Below are 21591 nucleotides of genomic sequence, written 5' to 3'. Positions count from 1 at the left end.
GTGCTATTGCACCTGCATAGGGATGCGCACCTCCGAGTGCGCTTTGTCGGCGGCGGCATCACCGCGCGCAAGCACGCGCAGGCGCGCGCGCAAACGCTCCACATTCGCTTCGCCCTGCTGCAGTCCATTGCGCACGTTGGCTGGCAATTGCTGGCGTCCAGCCAGCTGCAGCTGTTTCCAGCCATCGACCAACACCGCGCTTTCCTGCGCCACGCGCGCGCTCAGCTGTTGCTGCTCGTCCGCTTGTGGCAAGCCATACCCCGCGCTGCCCAACAGCACCGCCGGATGACTGAGTTGCGCCTGGCGCGCGAACAGCGCTTGCAGCTGTCCCTGCACCGCGTCGCGCGCGCCCATGCCCGGTTGCAACAGGCGCTTGAGCGCATCGCGCGCCAGCAATTCCTCTCGACGCAGGGCCGCCTGCTCCAGCAACAATGCCGCTGCAGTTTCGCGCAGACCGCCGCGATCGAACCATTGCGCCCGCACCTCGGGCGCGGCCTCCAGCCACTGCGCGACGGTTGTTTGCGGCACTGCGATGCCATGCCGAAGGACGTCGAACATGGCCTGGTAATGCGCTGCCGCCGATTCGAAGTAATAGCCCTGGCGGATGGCTTGTGCAGGGTCGTCCAGCACCTGCAGATCGGCGATGCCGGCACGCTGCAATCGTTGCCGCAGACCGCGCGGCGTGATCGAGGACAAGTTCGCTGCAGCCAGACGCGGCACCCCGTCATGCAGCAACTTGTAGGTTTCCACCGCGCAGTTGTTGCCGATGAAGTAATAGCGCCCGTCGTAACTCCAATGCACCTGCGCGGCGCGCTCGAGCAGGGCCGCGACCTCGTCGGGCGTCAGGGCCAGCGGCACCGACGACAGGGCGCGCAATTCCACCTTGGTGTATTCGTCCACGACCTGGTTCAACGGCAGCACGAACAGCCGCGACGGGTACGAACCCGTGAGCCCGCGCCAGCTGGAAATCTGCACATCGCCCACGAACGCGCGGAACGACAGCACGCGGTGGTATTGCAGATCCAACCGGCATGCGGGGCCCGGCGCACGGCCGGGTGCGCAGATCACCAGGCGCAACATGCTATGGCCCCAGCGGCTCATCGGCTGCTCGTTACCCTCGGCAAGCAGATAGTCCACCGCATACACGCGTGCCGGATCCAGCGTCAGCAACGACATCGCACCGGCGTCGTTATCGGCCTGCAGGTACGGCAGCGCGGTCTCGCAGGGCGTAACACCCTGCGGCGGACCGATGCGTTGCGCAAACCAGGCCGCCAGCGCAGGGCGCCGGCAGGTGTAGTCGGCGTCCAGCACGTAATGCTCGAAATTGACCGCAACGAACTCGGCCGGGCTGTGGCGTTCGTATTCGTCCGGGCTGCGGTCGCTGAACCGATTGTCGCTGCGCCCCACCCGCCACGGCCGCACCTGCCAGCCGGCAAGGTCGCGCAGGCGCCGATCGCGCGACCACGCGCTGCGTGCGCCGCGATCGAACACATGCGCAAGTTCGTGTATGAGCGCTGCCATCGCCGCGCGCGTGGCAGCTGCGTTTTGATCGGAACGTGCGTCGTCGGATTGCGCGCTCCACGCCTGCAGCAGCGCGCGATCGAGCAGGATGCGATTGCCGATTGCACGGCCGTGTACCTGCGCCGGCAGATCGGTGCGCCATTGCAGCTGGATCGGGGCGGCCATCCGCTGCGTCCAGCCCTGCGGCAATCGCCGTGCGACCAACTGCACCAGCGCGTTGCTTGCTTCGATCTCCGCCGCAGGCAAGTCCGAGCGAACCACCTCGACCAACAATTCGGCCTGCGCCTGCGGTGCGACCAAGGCGGCCAGCAGCAGCCAGCCGCACCGCCGGCGCAGACTCACCGAGCCAGAATGGACTGCGCCAGCTCCAGGTCGCTGGCCAGCCGCGCCGCGTCGCTACGGCTGCGCAACTGCAGCAACGCCGCTTCCAGACGCGCACCGCGGATGACGCCGTCGCTGGCAACAAAACCGGCCGCATCTTCCCGGGCGTCGGCCACCACCTTGTCGTCGCCGGAGCTGCTGCCGGACGAATTGGACGAGCCAGCCGACGAGGCACCTGCCGACGTCCCGGCCAGGCTGGATGCGAACGCTGCCAGCGGCAGCAGCGTCAAAGCGCAGAACACGAGGGAGCGCATCATGGGCTGATCGATTCCGTGTGAAGGTGCGGGAAGACTAACCGGCAGGCGTGTTGGCAGGTGCGTCATGCATCTCGAACAGCTTGCCGGGATTCAGCAAAAGATGAGGATCGAGCACATGTTTGATGCCGCGCATCAAGGCGATTTCCTCGGCAGAGCGCGTGCTCCACAGATAGGCCTTCTTGACCAGGCCGATGCCGTGTTCGGCGGAAATGCTGCCGTCGAAACGCTGCAGGGCCTGCGCCAGCAACTTGGTGACCTGATCGCAGGCCGCAACGAAATCGGCCTGGCTGGTGCCATCGGGCTTGAGCACGTTGATGTGCAGGTTGCCATCGCCGATATGGCCGAACCACACCACATCGAAATGCGGATACGCATCGTGCAGCAACGCCTGGGTTTCGGCCAGGAATGCCGGCATCGCCGAGATGCGCACCGACACGTCGTTCTTGTACGGCGTGTAGCGCGCCAGCGCTTCGGTGATGCCCTCGCGCAGGCGCCACAGTTGCGCGGCCTGTGCATCGCTCTGGCTGATCACGCCATCGCTGACCCAGCCCTGCTCCATGCAGGTCTCGAAGGCCGCCATCGCAGCCGCCTCCTGCGCCTCATCGCCTGCGGCGAATTCGGTGACCACGTAATACGGGTGAACCTCAGCGAACGGCGCCTGCGCGCCATGCGCAAGCACATGTTCCAGCGCGCGATCGGTGAAAAATTCGAACGCCTCCAGGCGCAACTGCGCGCGAAACGCGGCAAACACCTGCATCAGCACTTCGAACGAGGGCAACGCCAGCAACATCACGTTGCTGGGCGGCGGCGGGTCGGTCAGCCGCAGCGTGGCTTCGACCACGATGCCGAGCGTGCCTTCGGAGCCGATCATCAGATGGCGGAAGTCGTAGCCGCTGGAATTTTTCACCAGCGCGTTGTTGAGTTCCAGCAACTCGCCGCCACCGGTGACCACCTTCAACCCGGCCACCCATTCGCGCGTATTGCCGTAGCGGATCACCCGGATGCCGCCGGCATTGGTGGCGATATTGCCGCCGATCGAACACGAACCGCGCGCCGCAAAATCTACGGGGTACACCAGCCCATGCTCGCGCGCGGCGTTGTGCACCGCTTCCAGCGGCATGCCGGCCTGCACGGTGAGCGTGCGATCCACTGCGTTGAAATCCAGCGGTTTGTTCAAACGCTCCAGGCTCAACACCAATTCGCCGTTGGCCGCCACTGCGCCGCCGGACAAGCCCGTGCGCCCGCCCGACGGCACCACCGCCACGCCTTGCGCATTTGCCCAACGCACGACCGCCTGCACTTCCTCCACCGAGCCCGGCAAGGCGATCGCGAGTGGGTTCGGCGTCCAGCGGCGTGTCCAGTCGCGCCCGTAATGCTCCAGGTCGGCCGGGTCGGTCTTCACACGCAACGCAGGCACGGCCTGTTGCAACGAAAGGAGGCGGGGATCGGTCATGGCACGCGGCGCTGCGGTAGGAACCGCACAGCGTGCCAGCGCCGGCCTGCCTCGTCCAGCCGGCGTACTCACGGCCGACGCAGCGTTGGATTCAGCTGAAACCGTTGCGCCGCAAGGGCTTCGCCGGTGCGAACAGCGCATCGCGGCCACCCAATCGCGCACCCCATCTGGCATAGTTGCCGGCCCGATTGCTGCATTGCGTTCCCCCATGTCGCCGAAGAAAACCTCGTTTCCCAAGCAGGACATCCGCGTGCTGTTGCTGGAAGGCATCAGCCCGACCGCCGTGGACGTGTTCCGCGCCGCCGGCTACTCGCAGATCGAACTGCACGCCAAATCGCTGCCGGAAGACGAGTTGATCGCCCGCATCGCCGACGCACACATTGTGGGCATCCGCTCACGCACCCAGCTGAGCGCCGAGGTGCTGGCGCATGCCAAGCGCCTGATCGCAGTCGGCTGCTTCTGCATCGGTACCAACCAGGTGGACCTGGACGCGGCCGAGCTGGCCGGCATCCCGGTGTTCAACGCGCCCTACTCCAATACCCGCAGCGTGGCCGAACTGGTCATCGCCGAAGCGATCCTATTGCTGCGTGGCATTCCGCAGAAGAACGCGCAATGCCATCGCGGCGGCTGGTCCAAGTCGGCCGCCGGCAGCCACGAAACGCGCGGCAAGGTGCTGGGCATCGTCGGCTACGGGCATATCGGCACCCAGGTCGGCGTGCTGGCCGAAGCGTTGGGCATGCAGGTGATCTTCCACGATATCGAAACCAAGTTGTCGTTGGGCAACGCACGCGCGGCCATCGACCTGGACGAGCTGCTGGCGCGCTCGGACGTGGTCACCTTGCACGTGCCGGAAACCCCGTCGACCAAGGACATGATCGGCGCAGCCGAAATCGCCCGCATGAAGCCTGGCGCGCACCTGATCAACGCCTCGCGCGGCACCGTCATCGACATCGACGCGCTGGACGCGGCGCTCACCTCCGGCCAGATCGGCGGCGCGGCGGTGGATGTCTTTCCGATCGAGCCCAAGGGCAATGGCGACGCGTTCGAATCGCCGCTCACTGCGCACGACAATGTGATCCTGACCCCGCACGTGGGCGGCAGCACGCTGGAGGCGCAGGACAACATCGGGATCGAGGTCGCCGCCAAGCTGGTGCGCTATAGCGACAACGGCAGCACCTTGTCGGCGGTGAACTTCCCGGAGGTCACCCTGCCCGAGCACGCCGAAAGCCTACGGTTGCTGCATATCCATCGCAACGTGCCGGGCGTGCTGTCGCAGATCAACGAATTGTTCTCGCGCCATAACGTCAACATCGACGGCCAGTTCCTGCGCACCGACCCCAAGGTGGGCTATGTGGTCATCGATGTCAGCGCCAGCGAGGAGCTTGCCGGCGTGCTGAAGGACGAGCTGGGACAGATCACCGGCACCTTGCGGACGCGGGTCCTGTATTGAGCGGGATTTGGGAATCGGGATTCGGCATTGGTAACAGCGGTTCGCCGCAACCGGTGGGTTCATCGGTCCAACCACGCTGTGGGAAGCAGACATGGCCCGCTAAATGGATCGGCGCCGGCCCACCGCTTCTGCCAATCCCGAATCCCGAATCACCACTCCCGGCTCTCCAGCCACTTTTCCGCCATCCGCCGCAGCGATGGATCGAGCTCGGGCTCGGCAAGCAGCTCGGCGATCGGGCGCCAGGCCAGCGCCAGCGATTCTTCGCTGACCTTGAACGCCTCGTCCGCACCGGCCAGCACCACGTAGCGCGCATCGAAGTGCCAATGCCCGGCCACGTCGCCGCGCGCCGGAATCCAGTGACGGTCCAGGTCGAACAACTCTCCGTCGGCCAGCCGCAAGCCGACGAGTCCGGATTCCTCCTCCGCTTCACGTAATGCCACCTGCGCCAGATCGCGGTCGCCATCGGCGTGCCCGCCCAGCTGCAGCCAACGCTGCAGCTTGCGGTGATGGGTCAGCAAGGTGCATGTGCCGTCGGCGCTGACCACCCACGCCGAGCCAGTGAAATGACCTTCGACACGCTCGCGCACGAACGGATCGGTGGCATCGTCCAGCAATTGCACGAACTGCTCGGCCAGCGCGGCCTCCTCCGGCCAACGCAGGCGGTACGCCGCCAATTGCTGCTGCAGGGTTGCATCCACCATCTGTCGTTCTCGGTCGCCCGGTGCGGGCCAGGCGGCCATTATCGCCATTCATGCTGCGTACGCGCTTGTCGTGAGCGTGTAGCTTTGGCAAGGTAGGCCGCTTGCCTGTCCCACCGGGATGCGGCGCACCAATTCGTCCGGGCGCCCGCGCCTTCAAGCTTTGCCACTTAGGGATGTACCGAATGCTGAAGTCTCTGTTGAGGGTCAAACCGATCGAGCCCGCTGGCCACGTCGATGCAGGCGAACCGGTCGAAGGCAGCCTGCAAGGCGAAGCGACGCTGCAGCGGACCCTCACAGCCAAGCATCTGATCATGCTCGGTATCGGCGCGGTGATCGGCGCCGGCATCTTCGTGCTGACCGGCCAGGCCGCGGCCAATCACGCCGGCCCGGCGGTGATGCTGTCGTTCGTGTTCGCCGGTATCGCCTGCGCCTTCGCCGGCCTGTGCTACGCCGAATTCGCCGCGATGATGCCGGTCTCCGGCAGCGCCTATTCGTATTCATACGCCACGCTCGGCGAAGGCATCGCCTGGTTCATCGGCTGGTGTCTGGTGCTGGAATACCTGTTCGCCGGGTCCAGCGTTGCCGTCGGCTGGTCTGCCTACCTGATCAGCTTCATCACCGGCACCCTGGGGTTGCCGTTCCCCGCAGAGTTGGCGGGTGCGCCGCTGGCCTGGGACGGCCACGGCTTTGTCAGCTCCGGGAATCTGGTCAACCTGCCGGCCGTGCTGATCGTCGCGGCGGTGAGCATCCTGTGCTACGTCGGCGTCACCCAGTCGGCGTTCGCCAACGCGATCGTGGTGGCGATCAAGGTCGTGGTGATCTGCCTGTTCGTGGGCTTTGGCATTTCCTATATCGACCCGGCGAACTGGCACCCCTTCATCCCGGAAAACACCGGCCCTGGCCAGTTCGGCTGGGACGGGGTGTTTCGCGCCGCGTCCATCGTGTTCTTCTCCTACATCGGCTTCGACGCGGTTTCCACCTCGGCCGGCGAAACCAAGGATCCGCAGAAGAACATGCCGATCGGCATCCTGGTGTCGTTGGCCATCTGCACCGTCATCTACATCATCGTCTGCGCGGTGCTGACCGGCCTGCTGCCCTATACCCAGCTCGGCACCGCCAAGCCGGTGGCCACCGCGCTGGAAGCCCACCCGCAACTGACCTGGCTCAAGACCGCGGTGGAAATCGGTGCCATTGCCGGCTTGTCGTCGGTGGTGCTGGTGATGCTGATGGCGCAGCCGCGCATCTTCTACACCATGGCCAAGGATGGGCTGATGCCCAAGCTGTTCGGCAAGGTGCACCCGAAATTCCGCACGCCTTACGTCGGCACGCTGTTCGTGGGCGTGGTCGCCGCGCTGCTGGCCGGGGTGATCCCGTTGAACGTGCTGGGCGAACTCGTCTCGATGGGTACCCTGCTCGCCTTCGCCACGGTCTGCGCCGGCGTGCTGGTGCTGCGCTTCACCAAGCCCGACCTGCCGCGCCCGTTCCGGGTGCCGCTGGCGATGGTGATCTGCCCCCTGGGCGCGTTGGCCTGTCTGTTCCTGTTCTTCCAGGCCTTCCAGGAACACTGGAAGGTGTTCGTGGGCTGGACCGTGATTGGCCTGGCGATCTACTTCGGCTACGGCATCCACCACAGTCGCCTCGCGAAACGGGCCTAAGCTTCTCTCAAGACCGGCGCGCGACGCCGGTCTTCTTGTTCAATGACCGCGCGTAGCGCCAAGCCGGAACCGCTTCATGTTCAAACAACTTTGGGCCACCAAACACCCGCACGCCAGCCATGAGGCGGCCGACGGGCTGGGCCTGCAACGCGCGCTTGGCCCCTGGGGGCTGACCGCCCTGGGAATCGGCGCGGTGATCGGCGGCGGCATCTTCGTCATCACCGGCCAGGCGGCGGCCGACCATGCCGGCCCGGCGATCATGCTCTCGTTCGTGCTCGCAGCGGTGTGCTGTGCGTTCTGTGCGATGGCCTACGCCGAATTCGCTGCGATGGTGCCGGTCTCCGGCAGCGCCTACACCTACACCTACGCCACCTTCGGCGAGCTGGCCGCGTGGTTCATCGGCTGGATGCTGGTGCTGGAATACGGCGTGTCCGCCTCGGCAGTGGCGGTCAGCTGGACCGGCTACTTCTTGAGCCTGCTCGAGCATTTCGACATCCACCTGCCGGCCGCATTCGTCAGCGCGCCGCTGGATGGCAAATTGCAACCCACCGGGGCGATCGCCAACCTGCCGGCGGCCGGGATCGTGCTGCTGCTGACCTGGCTGTGCTATGTCGGCATCCGCAAGTCGTCGGCAATGAACATGGCCATGGTGATCCTCAAGACGGGCTTGATCCTGCTGGTGATCGCGGTGGGCTGGAAATACGTGGACACCTCCAACTGGCAGCCGTTCATCCCGGCCAACGAAGGCCCGGGCAAGTACGGCATGGAAGGCGTGCTGCGCGGCGCAGCGATGGTGTTCTTCGCCTATATCGGCTTCGAAGCGGTGTCGGTGGCGGCGCAGGAATCGCATCGCCCGCAACGCGACCTGCCGATCGGCATGATCCTGTCGCTGGTGATCTGCACCGTGCTCTACATCGCGATGGCGGCGGTCATGACCGGCTTGGTGCCGTACACCCTGCTCGGCACCGACGAGCCGGTGGTGACCGCGGTGGCGGCGCACCCGCAGCTGGCCTGGTTGCGCGTGGTCGTGGAAGTGGGCGCGTTGATCGGGCTATCGTCGGTGGTGCTGGTGATGATCATCGGGCAGCCGCGCATCTTCATGATCATTGCGCGCGATGGCCTGCTGCCCTCGATCTTCACCCGCATCCACCCCAAGTACCGCACCCCGCATGTCAATACCGTCATCACCGGTGTCGGCATCGCACTGCTGGCAGCGGTGTTCCCGCTGGATGTGCTGGGCGAATTGACGTCGATGGGCACCCTGATCGCCTTCGCGGCGGTCTGCGCCGGCGTGCTGATCCTGCGTCGCACGCACCCGGAACTGCCGCGTCCGTTCCGCATGCCGGCCGCCTGGCTGATCTGCAGCGCCGGCGTGTTGAGCTGCCTTGCGCTGCTATCGGCGATGACGCTGCACAACTGGATGCTGATGGGCCTGTGGACGCTGGTCGGGCTGGTGATCTACTTCGGCTATGGGTATCGCCACAGCCGTCTGCGCGACGGCCGCTGAGCCCACGCATGATCGGGCGTCTGGCGCGGCAGGACGATGCCTGCTGCGCTGCACCTGCCCATGCACCGGGGGCGCAGTAGAATAGGTCCATGAATGCGACCACTGCCCCCCTGCCCTACAGCACCACGCGTCTGCACGAGCTGGCGCACCTGCTGATCGCCAATATCCGCGAGCTGGCCCATGCCGGCTGGACGCCTGCGACCAGCAGCAATTTCTCCCACCGTCTGGACGAACAGCACGCGGCCATCACCGTCTCCGGCCGCGACAAGGGTCGCCTGGTCGAAGAAGACATCATGGTGGTGGACTTCGATGGCCTGGCCGTCGGCCGCCCGTTGCGCCCGTCTGCCGAAACCCTGCTGCACACCCAGCTGTATCGCCGGTTTCCGGAGATCGGTTGCGTGCTGCATACGCACTCGCCGGTGCAGACGATTGCCTCCCGCCTGTATGCAGGCAGCGGTGTGATTCGGCTCGAAGGCTACGAATTGCTCAAGGCCTTCGATGGCAACACCACCCACGAAACCGCAGTGGAAGTGCCGGTGTTCGCCAATACCCAGGACATGCAGGTGCTGGCCGCGCAGGTCGATGCCTTGCTGGACAAACAGAGCATGTGGGGGTATCTCATCGAAGGACACGGCCTGTATGCCTGGGGCCGCAACATGGCCGAGGCACGTCGTCACCTGGAAGCGTTCGAATTCCTGCTGCATTGCGAACTCGAACTGCTGAAACTGCGCGGCACGCGCTGAGTACTGTCCGTCCCCCATTCGTGAGCCAGACCGCCATGAGCCGACTGCGTATCTTTGCCGACACCAATCCCGCCACTCCCGAGTTTGATAGCCGCGACGGCGATGCGATCGCCGCTCAGTTGCAGAAGATTGGCGTGACCTTCGAACGCTGGCATGCCAGCGTGCCGGTCGAACCGGGCGCCACGCCCGAGCAGGTGATGGACGCCTACCGTGCCGATATCGATCGCATCAGCGCCGAGCGCGGCTTCAAGACCGTGGACGTGGTCAGCATCGCGCCGGACAACCCCAAGCGCGAAGAAATGCGCGCCAAGTTTCTGGACGAGCACTTCCACAAGGAAGACGAGGTACGGTTCTTCGTCGCCGGCTCAGGCCTGTTCACGCTGCACGTCGATGCCAAGGTTTATGAGATCGAATGCGTCAAGGACGACCTGATTGCCGTGCCTGACGGCACCCTGCACTGGTTCGACATGGGGCCGGAACCGCACTTTGTGGCGATCCGCTTCTTCACCGAGCCGGACGGCTGGGTCGGACATTTCACCGGCACCGAAATCGCCAAACAATTCCCCCGCTACGCCCCCGAGAAACCTCACAAGGCCAGCTGACGATGACACGACCGCAAGCGATCCTCACCGATATCGAAGGTACGACCAGCAGCATTTCGTTCGTCAAGGACGTCTTGTTCCCGTATGCGCGCCGCGCCATGCCGGCCTACGTGCGCGAACACGGCAATCATCCGCAGGTGCGCCATTGGCTCAACCAGGTGGCCGATGAAATCGGCGAGGACGTGCCGGACGAGGTGCTGATCACCACGCTGCAGACCTGGATCGACGAGGACCGCAAGCACACCGCGCTCAAGGCCTTGCAGGGCCTGATCTGGGGCGACGGCTACAAGACGGCCGACTTCACTGCGCATATCTACGCCGATGCGGCGATCCAGTTGAAAGCCTGGCACGCAGCAGGCATTCCGCTGTATGTGTATTCGTCCGGCTCGGTGCCGGCGCAGAAACTGTTCTTTGCGCACAGCGACGCGGGCGACCTGAGCGGACTGATCACCGACTGGTTCGACACCGAAGTCGGCCCCAAGCGCGAAAGCGCCAGCTATCGCCGCATCGCCGAGCGCATTGGCGTGCCGGGACCGGAGATCCTGTTCCTGTCGGATGTGATCGAAGAGCTCGATGCCGCCAAGCGTGCCGGCATGCGCACCGCGCTACTGGACCGCCGGGAGGACTATCCCACGCCGCGTTCGGCCGACGATGTCGGCAGTCACCAGCGTGTGGAGAGTTTTAGCCAGTTGGTGCTGTAAGCACGATCTGCAAGCCGATTGCGCTCGTTGCCGTTTGAGCGCAATCGGTGGTTGGCGCCGCGCAGGCCGCTGATATGCTCCGGCTGCGACGCGCCGCATGCAGCTATCTGACGGGATAATGGCCTGCACTGCGGGCACCGCGCTCGGCCACCCCACCCGTCTTTCCTGGACTTCTGCGCGCGCCATGTCGCTGCCTTCCCCTTTCGCACCACATGCAGTATGGCGACGACTTTCCACGCTGATCGTCGTGGTGGCGTTGATGGCCGGCTGCCATCCGGACGCTGGTGCTGCGCTGCAGGCCCAGCCTGCCGAGAGCCACGATGCAGGCGATCCGGTCGATCAGGCCGCTCTGGCGCACGCATTGAAAGCGTTGCAACCGCAGCGCCCCGGCGTCACCGATCTGTACGTGGTCGGTTTTGCCGGCGATGCCAGCGACGATGTCTTCCGCAACGAGACGCTCTACCTCAAACAGCTGTTCGAGCAACGCTTCGATGCGCGCGGGCGCGTGGTCACGCTGGTCAACAACCCGGACAATCTGGGCGAGCATCCATACGCTCCGCTGGCAACCTACGACAATCTCTACGACACGCTGGCCGCGATCGGCAAGCGCATGGATCGCAAGGAAGACGCGCTGTTGCTGTTCGTCACCACCCACGGTACCGAAGACCACAGCCTGTACGTGCAGGTCGACGACAAGGAAGAGGATTTCATCAGCCCGCAGGATCTGCGCCAGGCGCTGGACGATGCCGGCATCGACAATCGCATCATCGTGCTGTCGGCCTGCTATTCGGGAGGTTTCATTCCCGCACTGCGTTCGCCGCAAACGCTGATCCTCACCGCTGCACGTGCCGACCGGCCCTCGTTCGGCTGCGGCAATACCTCCAACGCCACCTATTTCGGGCAGGCATGGTTGATCGATGCGATGAACCAGAGCGACGACCCTTTGGCCGCATTCGACATTGCCAAGGCCGCCCTCACCGCACGCGAGAAGCAGGAAGGCGAGCTCCCCTCGTTGCCGCAGCAATCGCTGGGCAAGCGCATCGCGCCGGTGCTGGCGCGTTGGCGTGCGGGCGTGCATCTGGGGCCGGCGGTGGCGTATCCGTATCCGCCGGTGGAGATGGATGCCGCGTCGGACCAGGGCGTGGATTCAACCGACTCAGCGGACGCTGCGCCGGTGAGCGACGTGCCGCGTTCGAATACCCCGGCAACCGCAAAGCCCTCAAGCACGCTCCCAGCTGCACCTGCAGCATCCAATCGATAACCCAGAGCGGGTGCTGAGACTAATTCTCATTTCGTCAGCACCAACCGGGCCTCGCTACACTCGCCCGGCCAGCCAGCCAGCAACCGCCAGCCAGCACGATCTTCGCCAGCGCGCCAACGCCTGCCAGCCCGGATCCCAAAACGCCTCCCTTGTGGAGGCGTTTGTGTTTGTGGCGATCAGGAGACTGCTGCGCAGCTGACACATGCTTCAACGTCGCGCTATCGCAGCCGCGCTTCTGTCCGTGCCGAGATCACGACGACATGGTTCCGTATCGTTGCTCAAGAGCCGCTACACAACGTCACCAGCAATCGCTTGGTGCGATCTAGATTTTCTTGGCGCGAGATACCCCAACCCCAGTATTGGGCGATGTCAGGCACTGTGTGCACCCTCATCCATCCCTTTGGGGCACCCTCTCCCGGTGCGAGAAGGGCGGCGTTGGACGACCGACATCGTTAACCGCCTCAGGGCTCAGCAGTTTGCAGGCGATACACGGTGCTGGCGTTGTACTGCCCGGTGGGTAGGTTTGCGCGCACCTGGACGGTGTGTTCGCCCACCGCCAGGGTGGTCGGCAATGCACCGCGCCAGAGATGCGTGGACGGCGTGGCCTCCGGCGAGCGGTCGTAACCGCGCAACGCGTCGGCCGCATCATCACGCACATTCTCTGCCAGCACACGCGGATCGCCGCGCTCTACCCGCTTCATCGGCTGCCATGGGCCGTTATCGATGCGCATCTCGACCACGGTGTCGTCCTGGCCCATGAAAACATTGGCGTAGACGCCCCACGCCGCATACGCGCCCTTGCGCAGTACCTTGGGCGCGTGCAGCAGCAATTGCGCATCGTCGGCCGCGCGCGCAGCGTGATAAGCCAGCGTGTAGCTACCGCTGGGCGCAACCTGCAGCACCGCATAGCCATTGGGAGTGCCATCGCTCATCGTCGCATCGGGAATGCCGTCGGCATCCTTGGCGCCCGACCAGAACGCGCCGCAGGCCGCACCCACGTTGTATTCGTGCAACGGTCGTGCACCCTGCCAGCCCTCGTCGGCACCGTGATCCACCTGGCGCTGGGTGTGGCTATGACCACTGAGCACCAACACATGCGGAAATTCTTTCAGCAATGCGAACAGGCGGCGGCGATCGGCATGCCGAAAGGTTTCCTGCCCCGGCACTGCATCGAACAGGTGGATATGCATGCCCAGCACCAATAGCCGGTCGCGTGGCAGCTGCGCCAGGTAATTCTGCAGGAACGCGAATTGATCGTCGCGCAGGCCACCGATGTAGGCCTGCCTGCCGCCCGGCGTATAGATCACATCGTCCAGGAACACGAAGCTGGCATTGGCTTCTTCCACCGCATAGGTGTCCGGGCCGTAGACTGCGTGCCAGCTGTCGAGCGACTGCGCATCGTCGTGCGCGTCCAGGTTGAGATCGTGGTTGCCCGGCACATGGAACCACGGCACGCCCAGCTGCGTGGTGACCTTGTTCAAGGCCGGGTACAAGCTCAGATCGTCGCTGACGATGTCACCCAGCGTGGTGCCCAGCCTTGCGGAGGTCTTGCCGATGATCGGTTCCACGATGTCGCGCTGGTAGTAGCCAACGTCGGCAAGGCTGGCGGTCTGGCTGTCGGCAAACACCAGCATCTGGAAGCCATCGGCCGCGGTGTCTGCGCGTGGCGTCAGCGCGAAATCCCAGTTGTGCGTGTTGCGGCCGGTCGCGGCGACACCGCCGTATTGATGCTTGGCCGAGCCACGCGGTGCGTAGTGGCGCCAGAATGCAGGCAGGCCATCGGCGGCGGGCAAAAAGCGGCGGTCGCCCGGCTTGATCACGAATACCGTCTGCCCGTCGCGTACCGGCAGGCGGTAGCGGCCCTGCGCATCGGTACGCACGATCTGCTCGCCATTGGAAACCGCCACATCGGCCACCCCCGGCTCATCGGCGCTGCGGCCGGCGCGCCCGTCGCGTTCTTCGTAGACGATGCCATCGACCGCGGTGTCGCGCGCGTATGCGCTTCCCGCGAGCAAGCCCAGTGCCAACAAAGCGAAGCGAGGTTGCATGCGTTTTCCCGCGCGAAGATCCGCGGAAATTGTACATGCCATCGCCAGGCGCACAGCGCGAGTACTCAGGTTGGAAGGCATGACCGCATATCCGTAGGAGCGCACCGGGGCGCGAAGGGGCGCGAAGGGGCGTTACCAAGGACGCCAATCGCGCCCGGGCGCGCTGCTACGCGGCTACGTTATTGATGCCGCGACTCCAGTAACGCCACCGCATCGCCAAGGCCCAGCCCACGTGCGCGCAGCAGCACGATCAGGTGGTAGAGCAGATCGGCCGATTCGCCGAGCAACGCGTCATCGTCCTGCACCACGCCGGCCAGCGCGGTTTCCACGCCCTCCTCGCCCACCTTCTGCGCGATGCGGCGGATGCCTTGTTCGAACAGCTTGGTGGTGTAGCTACCGTGCGGCCGCTCGCGCTCGCGCTCGGCCACCAGGGCATCCAGGCTACCCAGGAACTGCCCGGGCGCAGACGGGAAACAGCTGGTGCGGCCCAGGTGACAGGTCGGACCATGCGGGCGCGCCTGCACCAGCAATGTGTCGGCGTCGCAGTCGGTCTGGATCGACACCACGCGCAACACGTTTCCCGAACTCTCACCCTTGGTCCACAGGCGCTGCTTGCTGCGGCTGAAGAACGTGACGTCACCGCGCTGCCGGGTGACGGCCAACGCTTCGACATTCATGTAGCCCAGCATCAGCACGCGCAGGGTGTCGGCGTCCTGCACGATCACCGGCAACAGGCCATCGCCCTTGCTCCAATCCAGCGTTGCGAGCGCGTCGCCCGTCGCCACTTCGTTACTGCCCATCGCGTACCTCGATCTGTTGCGCGCGCAAGAATCGCTTGAGTTCCGGGATCGGAATCGCGCCGCTGTGAAACACGCTGGCGGCCAGTGCGCCATCCACATCGGCCTGGTCGAAGACGTCGGCAAAGTGCTGCATCTCGCCTGCACCGCCGGAAGCGATCAGAGGCACCCGGCACAACGCACGCACCTGGCGCAGTTGGGCGATATCGTACCCGCGGCGCACGCCGTCGTTATCCATGCAATTGAGCACGATCTCGCCCGCGCCGAGCCGCTGCGCTTCGGCCACCCAGTCCAGTGTACGCATCGGCAACGCCTGGGTCTTGCTCGGGTCGCCGGTGTAGCGGCGCACGCGCCATTGACCATCTTCCTCACGAATCGAATCGATGCCGACCACGACACATTGCACGCCAAAGGCATCGGCCAGTTCGGAAATCAATTGCGGGCGGCCTAACGCGGGCGAGTTGATGGAAATCTTGTCGGCGCCGGCATGCAATACCGCTCGGGCCGTTTCCACATCGCCAATACCTCCGGCCACGCAGAACGGAATATCGATCAGCCGTGCCACTCGCTCGACCCAGGTGTAGTCGACCGAACGCCCTTCCGGGCTGGCACCGATGTCGTAGAACACCAGTTCGTCGGCGCCCTGCGCACGGTAGCGCAAGGCCAGCTCGACAATGTCGCCCATGTCGATGTGGTCGCGGAACTTGACGCCCTTGACCACGCGGCCATCGCGCACGTCCAGGCACGGAATGATGCGACGGCTCAGCATGCCAGTGCCTCTTCGAGATCCAGATGCCCTTCGAGCAGCGCCTTGCCGAGCACGATGCCGGCACAGCCTGCGGCCTTGGCCGCGGCGACATCGGCAAGATTGCGCGCGCCACCGGAGACCTGCACCTGCAACTGCGGCGTCAGCGCGCGTAGATGCGCATACAGCGCCATGTTGGGGCCGGACAGCATGCCGTCGCGCGCGATGTCGGTGCACAGCAGATGCTGCAGCCCGGCCTGCGCGTAGCGCACGGCCAATTGATCCAGCGTAGCGTCTGCAGTTTCGGTCCAGCCGTGCACCGGCAACTGCCAGATGCCACTGGCATCCTGGCGCGTGTCCAGTGCAATGGTCAGGCGGTCGGCACCGAATTCCTGCAGCCAGCCAACCACCATCTCGCTGTTGCGCACTGCCAACGAGCCAATCACCACGCGTGCGGCGCCGGCATCGAGAATGCGCGCCACATCCTCGCGCGAGCGCACACCGCCGCCGGTCTGCACGCGCAAGCCGGTGGCACGCGCGATCTCGCCGAGCGTGCCGGCCAAGGTGTAGCCGCCCGCCTTGGCCGCATCCAGATCGACCAGATGCATCCACTGCGCACCGGCATCGGCGAACGCCTGCGCACGCGGCAGCACGTCGTCGCCGTACTGCGTCTCGCGCGCGTAATCGCCTTGCAGCAGGCGCACCACGCGGCCGTTGCGGATATCCAGCGCCGGGTAAACGGTGAAACTCATGGGAAGCTCATCTCAAGAAAATTGCGCAGGATGCGTGCACCGGTGTCGGCCGAACGCTCAGGGTGAAATTGCGCGCCGCAGCGCAGCCCGTTCTGCACGACGGCAGTGAACAACCCGCCGTGATCGCAGGCGGCCACGGTGTCGGCGGTCACCGGCGCAGCGTAACCATGCACGAAATACGCACTGGCGCGCTCGGGCAGACCGGCCAGCAACGCAGATTCGCGCATCGGCACCAGCTGGTTCCAGCCCATGTGCGGCACACGGATACCGAGTGCCGGCGTCATATGCCGTACGATGCCCGGCAGCAGGCCCAGGCACTCGACATCGCCTTCTTCGGAATGTTCGAACAGCAGTTGCATCCCCAGGCAGATACCGATCAACGGCACCTGCAGCGCGCGCAACGGCTCGACCAAGCCCTGCGTGCGCAGACGCGACATCGCTTCTGGCGCAGCACCGACGCCGGGCAGGATCACGCGCTGTGCGCCGTGCAGACCTGCCGCATCGCGCACCACGCGTGCGTCCACGCCCAAGCGCTCCAATGCATAGCGCACCGAGCCCAGGTTGGCGCCACCGGCATCGATCAACGCAACATCGGTCATAGCGCACCCTTGGTGGTCGGCAACGCGGTGCCTTCGCGGCGGATCGCCTGGCGTAATGCACGCGCCAGGGCCTTGAAGCAGGCTTCCACCTTGTGGTGATCGTTCTCACCGCGCACGGTCAGATGCAGATTCAAGCCGGACGCATCGCAGATCGAGCGGAAAAAATGCGGCACCAGCTCGGTCGGCATGTCGCCGACGCGCTCGCGCTTGAACTCGCCGTCGAAGACGAAATACGGCCGGCCGCTGAAATCCAGCGCCGCGCTTGCGATGGTTTCGTCCATCGGCAACGTGAAGCCATGCTGCGCCTTGTCGCCGGCGACGCGCCAGGGGCTGCTTTCCGGATCGAAGCCATAGCGGCCGATGCCACGCTTGTCGCCCAGCGCTTCACGCAGCGCCTGACCCAGCGCAAGGCCGGTGTCTTCGATGGTGTGGTGCTCATCGATATGCAGATCGCCTTCGGCCCGGATCTCCAGCGCAAAGCCGCCGTGCTTGCCGATTTGTTCCAGCATGTGGTCGAAGAACGGCAGACCGGTGGCGGTCTTCGGTTCGGCCACGCGATCCAGATCCAGTTCGACGCGAATCCTGGTTTCCTTGGTGTTGCGCTGGACCACCGCGCGACGCGGTGCGTCGGCCAGTTCATGGGCGATGCCGGGCCAGTCCCACTCGCCGCCGAACTCGTCGGTGCGCAGCTGAAACCCGCGAATGTTGAGGTTGTGCGCGAACTGGATGTCGGTGATGCGGTCGCCCACCATCGCCGAGCGTGCCCAATCGATGCTGCGGTCCTGCAGATACGGCACCATCAGGCCGATACCGGGCTTGCGCGTGGGCGCATTGTCGGCAGGCCAGCTGCAATCGATCAGCACGTCGCGGAATTCGATGCCCTGGCTGGCGAAGATCTGCAGCATCAGGTTGTTCGGGCCGTCGAAGGACGCGCGTGGGTAGCTCTCGCTGCCCAGCCCATCCTGGTTGCTGACAATGACGAACTGATAGCCGGCATCGCGCAGCTTGAGCATCGCCGGAATCACGTGATCGACAAAGCGCAGTTTCTCGTACGCGTCGATCTGGTAGTCGGCCGGCTCGGTGATCAGCGTGCCGTCGCGGTCGACAAAAAGAATCGGGGTCATGCGGCGGCCTCCTGCGTGCGTTGCAGCGCGCTCAGCACGCGTTGGTTCTGTTCGTGCGTGCCCAGCGTGATGCGCAGCGCGTCGGCCAGGCGCGGCACTGCGCGTTGATCACGCACCACCACACCGGCATCGAGCAACGCCTGGAACGCCGCCTCGGCATCATCGAAACGCACCAACAAGAAGTTGCCTTGCGAGGGATAGACCTGCCGCACACCGGCCAGCTGCGCGAGCGCCTCGTGCACGCGCTCGCGCTCACTGCGCACCTCGGCGATACGCCGGCGGGTCACCTCCAGCGCCGGCGCAGACAAGGCCTGCTCGGCCATGGCTGCACATGGTGTGGGCACCGGGTACGGCGCTTGGCAGCGGCGCAGCAGGGCAATCAACTCGGCATTGGCGATCAGTGTGCCGATACGCGCCGCCGCCAGCGCATGCGCCTTGGAAAGCGTACGCAACACCGCGAGATTGTCGTAACGCCCGAGCAGACCGACCGCCGAAGGCACATCGGAAAATTCGCCATAGGCCTCGTCCACCACCACCAGCGCCTTGCCTTGCAAGGCCTGCAGCGCTTGTTCGATCTGGTCTAGCGCAATGGCCGAACCAGCGGGATTGGATGGCGAACACAGAAACACCAGCTTGGCGTTCGAGGCCAATGCCCTCGCCACTATTGCAGGGATATCTGCATGGAAACCATCTGGCCCATCGACCAGCGGCACGTCCACCAACGGTGCGTTCTGCAACCGCGCGCACACCGCGTACATGCCGAATACCGGCGGCGTCACCAGCACTGCATCGCGCTCTGGCACGCACAGGCCGCGTACCAGCAGATCGATCGCCTCGTCGCTGCCGCGGCCGATCAACAGCTGCTCCGGCGCGCAACCGTACAGCGCCGCAAGCGCGCTGCGCAGGCCCCTGGGTTGCGGGTCGGGATAGCGCCGCGTGCTGGCGTCGGGATCGGCGGGATTCGCCCACGCGGACTCGTTGGCGTTGAGCCACACATCGCCCTGCAACGCACTGGTGCGCGCCGACGAATAGCCCGCAAATGCACGCAGATCTTCGCGTACCAGATCCAGAATCGACGACGCGCTCATGCCGCCACTCCCATGCGCAGCGCCACCGCGTTGGCATGCGCATCCAGCCCCTCAGCGCGGGCAAGGATCAATGCGCATTGACCGATGCCGTCGATGCCGGCCTTGCTGGCTGCCTGCACGCTGACCATATTCTGGAAGCTGGCCACACTCACCCCGCTGTAGGCGCGCGCCGCACCGCTGGTCGGCAGCACATGATTGGTGCCGCTGCAGTAGTCGCCAAGCGCTTCGGGCGTGTAATCGCCAAGAAACACCGAACCGGCCGCTTCGACTTGCGCCAGCCACGCGCGCGGTTCGCGCAGCGCAAGAATCAGGTGCTCCGGCGCATAGCGATTACTGATCGCAAACGCCTCATCCAGCGCCTGCACCTTGATCATCCGCGATTGCGCCAGCGCCTGGCGCGCGATGTCGGCACGCGACAGTTGCGCAAGCTGAACTTCCAGCTGTACTTGCACCGCATCGATCAACCCGTCGCTGTCGGACAGCAACAGCACCTGCGAATCGGGCCCGTGTTCGGCCTGCGACAACAGATCAGCAGCCACGAAGGCCGGCTGCGCGCCCGCATCGGCGATCACCAAGACCTCCGAGGGGCCGGCCGGCATGTCGATCGCCGCCGCTCCGGACTGGGCCACCTGCTGCTTGGCTTCGGTGACATAGCTATTGCCCGGGCCGAACAGCTTGTCGCAACTGGGTACCGACTCGGTGCCATACGCCATCGCCGCGATCGCCTGCGCGCCACCGAGCTTGAACACGCGGCGCACGCCGGTGAGTTGCGCGGCCACCAGCACCGCCGGGTCCACGCTGCCGTCCTTGCGCGGCGGCGTGCACAACACCACCTCGCGGCATCCGGCCAGACGCGCCGGCACACCCAGCATCAAGGCGGTTGATGGCAACGGCGCGCTGCCTGCCGGCACGTACAGACCCACACGTCCGATCGGCCGCACGATCTTTTCGCACACCACGCCGGGCGCGGTTTCCACCGCATAGCCCTCGCTCATGCCGGCGCGGTGGAAGGCGTCGATGCGTGCGACCGCATCTTGCATGGCCTGGCGCAGCTCCGGCGCCACGGCCGCTTCGGCGGCAGCGAAGTCGGCTTCGCTCACGGCGAAGCTCTCCAGCGATACGCCATCGAAACGCGCGGTGATCTCGCGCAAGGCGGCATCGCCGCGTGCACGCACATCGGCAATCAATGCAGCCACTGCGTCGCGCGTCTGCGTGGCCACGGTCTGTACCGGGCGAGTCAGTGCATCGGTTCGCGCGGCACCGTCGAGTTGGGACCAATCGAGAATCTTCATGCCAGCGAGCGCTCCACCGTCAACACCATCAAGCCTTGCGCACCTGCGCGTTCGAGTTCTTCCAGGCGCTGCCAGGTCACCGCGCCATGGCACATGGTCTGCAAGCGCAGCGCGCCGTTGCCATCGTCGGGCAACTGCACCAGCGGGTCGGCGTCAGGCAGCAGGCGGCGCAGCGCATCGACATTGGTCTGCTCGGCGCGGAACATCAGCAGCTTGCTGTCGCGCAATTTGAGTACGCCGTCCATGCGCCGCAGCAGCATTGCCAGCAGGCCGGCACGCGCATCGGCCGGCTCGCGCACCGCGCCGGCCAGCACTGCTTCGCTTTCCATCACCAGTTCGACCGGCTTGAGCTGGTTGGCGGCCAGGGTGGCGCCGCTGGAGACCAGATCGCAGATCAGATCGGCAGTGCCCAGGCGCGGTGCGATTTCCACCGAACCGGACAACTCCACCACCGTCGCGTCGATGCCCTGCCGCTCCAGCCAATCGGCCAGGATCGCCGGGTAGCTGGTGGCGATACGCTTGCCCGCCAGTTGCCCCACGCCGTGCCAGTCCCATTCTTCCGGCACGGCGAGCATCAGGCGGCACTGGCCGAAGCCGACCCCACGCACGGCGTGATAGGCAGCCGGCAAGCCGTTGCGGCGACGCTCGGCGGCCTGCTCTTCCAGTTCGTTCTGGCCGACGATGCCCAGATCGCAGACGCCATCGGCGATCAGGCCGGGGATGTCGTCGTCGCGCACCAGCAGCAGGTCCACCGGCAACGATTCGCCGTAGCAGAACAGCTTGTCGCGGCTCTGCCGCCAGCTCAGCCCGCAGGCAGCCAGCAGGCTGCGCGCCGGCTCGGCCAGGCGGCCGCTCTTCTGGATGGCGATACGCAGCCGGTCACGTGCCGGCGCTGCCGTGGAAGCACTCATCTC

The 21591-nt window shown here is 65.4% G+C and carries 20 protein-coding genes; 7 read left to right on the top strand and 13 right to left on the bottom strand.

All coding sequences use genetic code 11. The annotated features are described in order from the left end of the window. Positions 1-3: 3 nt before the first annotated feature. From AC1POX_RS10255 to AC1POX_RS10245, 3 genes are read right to left on the bottom strand one after another with little or no spacing between them, the layout of a single operon-like run. On the bottom strand, positions 4-1863 hold the full coding sequence (locus tag AC1POX_RS10255; protein ID WP_057680753.1) for a DUF7844 domain-containing protein: 1860 nt from the start codon (positions 1861-1863) through the stop codon (positions 4-6). Next, entirely contained in the window at positions 1860-2159 is a 300-nt protein-coding gene (locus tag AC1POX_RS10250) for a DUF2388 domain-containing protein (RefSeq protein ID WP_008571460.1), read from the bottom strand. Before AC1POX_RS10250 ends, AC1POX_RS10255 begins: the two co-directional genes overlap by 4 nt. 34 nt (positions 2160-2193) lie before the next feature. Continuing rightward, on the bottom strand, positions 2194-3612 hold the full coding sequence (locus tag AC1POX_RS10245) for an FAD-binding oxidoreductase (RefSeq protein WP_041855044.1): 1419 nt from the start codon (positions 3610-3612) through the stop codon (positions 2194-2196). A gap of 208 nt (positions 3613-3820) precedes the next feature. On the opposite strand from AC1POX_RS10245, the gene serA reads away from it, so the two are divergent. Next, positions 3821-5062, top strand: a complete 1242-nt coding sequence (serA, locus tag AC1POX_RS10240) for a phosphoglycerate dehydrogenase (RefSeq protein ID WP_014090052.1) — start codon at positions 3821-3823, stop codon at positions 5060-5062. A gap of 149 nt (positions 5063-5211) precedes the next feature. Here serA and AC1POX_RS10235 read toward each other — a convergent pair whose 3' ends face one another. Further along, positions 5212-5802, bottom strand: a complete 591-nt coding sequence (locus AC1POX_RS10235; protein WP_031422418.1) for an NUDIX hydrolase — start codon at positions 5800-5802, stop codon at positions 5212-5214. Positions 5803-5945: 143 nt separating this feature from the next. Between AC1POX_RS10235 and AC1POX_RS10230 the strand changes: the two genes are divergently transcribed. The 6 genes from AC1POX_RS10230 (at position 5946) to AC1POX_RS10205 (ending at position 12232) form a co-directional block, all read left to right on the top strand. Continuing rightward, positions 5946-7418, top strand: a complete 1473-nt coding sequence (locus tag AC1POX_RS10230; RefSeq protein WP_057680757.1) for an amino acid permease — start codon at positions 5946-5948, stop codon at positions 7416-7418. A 76-nt stretch (positions 7419-7494) separates the two neighbouring features. Beyond that, positions 7495-8925, top strand: a complete 1431-nt coding sequence (locus AC1POX_RS10225; RefSeq protein WP_008571455.1) for an amino acid permease — start codon at positions 7495-7497, stop codon at positions 8923-8925. 89 nt (positions 8926-9014) lie between these two features. Then, the gene (locus AC1POX_RS10220; protein WP_029819274.1) at positions 9015-9668 is read left to right on the top strand and encodes a methylthioribulose 1-phosphate dehydratase; all 654 of its coding nucleotides are present in this window, start codon (positions 9015-9017) and stop codon (positions 9666-9668) included. A gap of 35 nt (positions 9669-9703) precedes the next feature. Beyond that, positions 9704-10270: a 1,2-dihydroxy-3-keto-5-methylthiopentene dioxygenase gene (locus tag AC1POX_RS10215; protein WP_057680758.1), complete on the top strand. Its 567-nt coding sequence runs from the start codon at positions 9704-9706 to the stop codon at positions 10268-10270. Between the two features lie 2 nt (positions 10271-10272). Next, the gene (gene mtnC / locus AC1POX_RS10210) at positions 10273-10971 is read left to right on the top strand and encodes an acireductone synthase (protein WP_008571450.1); all 699 of its coding nucleotides are present in this window, start codon (positions 10273-10275) and stop codon (positions 10969-10971) included. A gap of 184 nt (positions 10972-11155) precedes the next feature. Next, positions 11156-12232, top strand: coding sequence for a C13 family peptidase (locus tag AC1POX_RS10205; protein WP_218532372.1), 1077 nt, complete (start codon positions 11156-11158; stop codon positions 12230-12232). Between the two features lie 461 nt (positions 12233-12693). On the opposite strand, the gene AC1POX_RS10200 is transcribed toward AC1POX_RS10205, so the two are convergent. From AC1POX_RS10200 to hisG, 9 genes are all read right to left on the bottom strand, one after another. Further along, a complete protein-coding gene (locus AC1POX_RS10200) occupies positions 12694-14280 on the bottom strand; it encodes a calcineurin-like phosphoesterase C-terminal domain-containing protein (protein ID WP_127167848.1) in 1587 nt (528 codons plus the stop codon). 179 nt (positions 14281-14459) lie between these two features. Continuing rightward, on the bottom strand, positions 14460-15080 hold the full coding sequence (hisIE, locus tag AC1POX_RS10195; RefSeq protein WP_011347190.1) for a bifunctional phosphoribosyl-AMP cyclohydrolase/phosphoribosyl-ATP diphosphatase HisIE: 621 nt from the start codon (positions 15078-15080) through the stop codon (positions 14460-14462). Further along, entirely contained in the window at positions 15070-15846 is a 777-nt protein-coding gene (gene hisF, locus AC1POX_RS10190) for an imidazole glycerol phosphate synthase subunit HisF (protein WP_008571446.1), read from the bottom strand. The genes hisIE and hisF overlap by 11 nt, the downstream gene beginning before the upstream one ends. Next, the gene (hisA, locus tag AC1POX_RS10185) at positions 15840-16574 is read right to left on the bottom strand and encodes a 1-(5-phosphoribosyl)-5-[(5-phosphoribosylamino)methylideneamino]imidazole-4-carboxamide isomerase (protein ID WP_014090048.1); all 735 of its coding nucleotides are present in this window, start codon (positions 16572-16574) and stop codon (positions 15840-15842) included. Before hisA ends, hisF begins: the two co-directional genes overlap by 7 nt. Beyond that, positions 16571-17173, bottom strand: coding sequence for an imidazole glycerol phosphate synthase subunit HisH (gene hisH / locus AC1POX_RS10180; protein ID WP_011347188.1), 603 nt, complete (start codon positions 17171-17173; stop codon positions 16571-16573). Before hisH ends, hisA begins: the two co-directional genes overlap by 4 nt. After that, positions 17170-18297 carry a bifunctional histidinol-phosphatase/imidazoleglycerol-phosphate dehydratase HisB gene (gene hisB / locus AC1POX_RS10175; RefSeq protein ID WP_031422401.1) on the bottom strand — a complete coding sequence of 376 codons (1128 nt, stop codon included), beginning with the start codon at positions 18295-18297 and terminating at the stop codon, positions 17170-17172. The genes hisH and hisB overlap by 4 nt, the downstream gene beginning before the upstream one ends. After that, on the bottom strand, positions 18294-19385 hold the full coding sequence (gene hisC / locus AC1POX_RS10170; RefSeq protein ID WP_031422399.1) for a histidinol-phosphate transaminase: 1092 nt from the start codon (positions 19383-19385) through the stop codon (positions 18294-18296). The genes hisB and hisC overlap by 4 nt, the downstream gene beginning before the upstream one ends. Continuing rightward, positions 19382-20677, bottom strand: a complete 1296-nt coding sequence (gene hisD, locus AC1POX_RS10165) for a histidinol dehydrogenase (RefSeq protein WP_011347185.1) — start codon at positions 20675-20677, stop codon at positions 19382-19384. The genes hisC and hisD overlap by 4 nt, the downstream gene beginning before the upstream one ends. Further along, entirely contained in the window at positions 20674-21588 is a 915-nt protein-coding gene (gene hisG, locus AC1POX_RS10160; protein ID WP_011347184.1) for an ATP phosphoribosyltransferase, read from the bottom strand. The genes hisD and hisG overlap by 4 nt, the downstream gene beginning before the upstream one ends. Between the last annotated feature and the right edge of the window lie 3 nt (positions 21589-21591).

The sequence above is a fragment of the Xanthomonas sp. NCPPB 3442 genome, assembly GCF_056725145.1.
Note: the sequence above shows the minus strand (reverse complement) of the source record. Positions and strands in the feature narration are given on the sequence as shown.

Bases quoted from the DNA above. Each gene is read 5' to 3' on its own strand.
- hisC (WP_031422399.1), bottom strand. From the start codon at position 19,385: ATGAGCGCGTCGTCGATTCTGGATCTGGTACGCGAAGATCTGCGTGCA.
- AC1POX_RS10205 (WP_218532372.1), top strand. From the start codon at position 11,156: ATGTCGCTGCCTTCCCCTTTCGCACCACATGCAGTATGGCGACGACTT.
- hisF (WP_008571446.1), bottom strand. From the start codon at position 15,846: ATGCTGAGCCGTCGCATCATTCCGTGCCTGGACGTGCGCGATGGCCGC.
- AC1POX_RS10245 (WP_041855044.1), bottom strand. From the start codon at position 3,612: ATGACCGATCCCCGCCTCCTTTCGTTGCAACAGGCCGTGCCTGCGTTG.
- serA (WP_014090052.1), top strand. From the start codon at position 3,821: ATGTCGCCGAAGAAAACCTCGTTTCCCAAGCAGGACATCCGCGTGCTG.
- AC1POX_RS10235 (WP_031422418.1), bottom strand. From the start codon at position 5,802: ATGGCCGCCTGGCCCGCACCGGGCGACCGAGAACGACAGATGGTGGAT.
- AC1POX_RS10220 (WP_029819274.1), top strand. From the start codon at position 9,015: ATGAATGCGACCACTGCCCCCCTGCCCTACAGCACCACGCGTCTGCAC.
- hisB (WP_031422401.1), bottom strand. From the start codon at position 18,297: ATGACCCCGATTCTTTTTGTCGACCGCGACGGCACGCTGATCACCGAG.
- AC1POX_RS10225 (WP_008571455.1), top strand. From the start codon at position 7,495: ATGTTCAAACAACTTTGGGCCACCAAACACCCGCACGCCAGCCATGAG.
- AC1POX_RS10200 (WP_127167848.1), bottom strand. From the start codon at position 14,280: ATGCAACCTCGCTTCGCTTTGTTGGCACTGGGCTTGCTCGCGGGAAGC.
- hisA (WP_014090048.1), bottom strand. From the start codon at position 16,574: ATGAGTTTCACCGTTTACCCGGCGCTGGATATCCGCAACGGCCGCGTG.
- hisD (WP_011347185.1), bottom strand. From the start codon at position 20,677: ATGAAGATTCTCGATTGGTCCCAACTCGACGGTGCCGCGCGAACCGAT.
- mtnC (WP_008571450.1), top strand. From the start codon at position 10,273: ATGACACGACCGCAAGCGATCCTCACCGATATCGAAGGTACGACCAGC.
- AC1POX_RS10250 (WP_008571460.1), bottom strand. From the start codon at position 2,159: ATGATGCGCTCCCTCGTGTTCTGCGCTTTGACGCTGCTGCCGCTGGCA.
- AC1POX_RS10230 (WP_057680757.1), top strand. From the start codon at position 5,946: ATGCTGAAGTCTCTGTTGAGGGTCAAACCGATCGAGCCCGCTGGCCAC.
- AC1POX_RS10215 (WP_057680758.1), top strand. From the start codon at position 9,704: ATGAGCCGACTGCGTATCTTTGCCGACACCAATCCCGCCACTCCCGAG.
- hisIE (WP_011347190.1), bottom strand. From the start codon at position 15,080: ATGGGCAGTAACGAAGTGGCGACGGGCGACGCGCTCGCAACGCTGGAT.
- hisG (WP_011347184.1), bottom strand. From the start codon at position 21,588: ATGAGTGCTTCCACGGCAGCGCCGGCACGTGACCGGCTGCGTATCGCC.
- hisH (WP_011347188.1), bottom strand. From the start codon at position 17,173: ATGACCGATGTTGCGTTGATCGATGCCGGTGGCGCCAACCTGGGCTCG.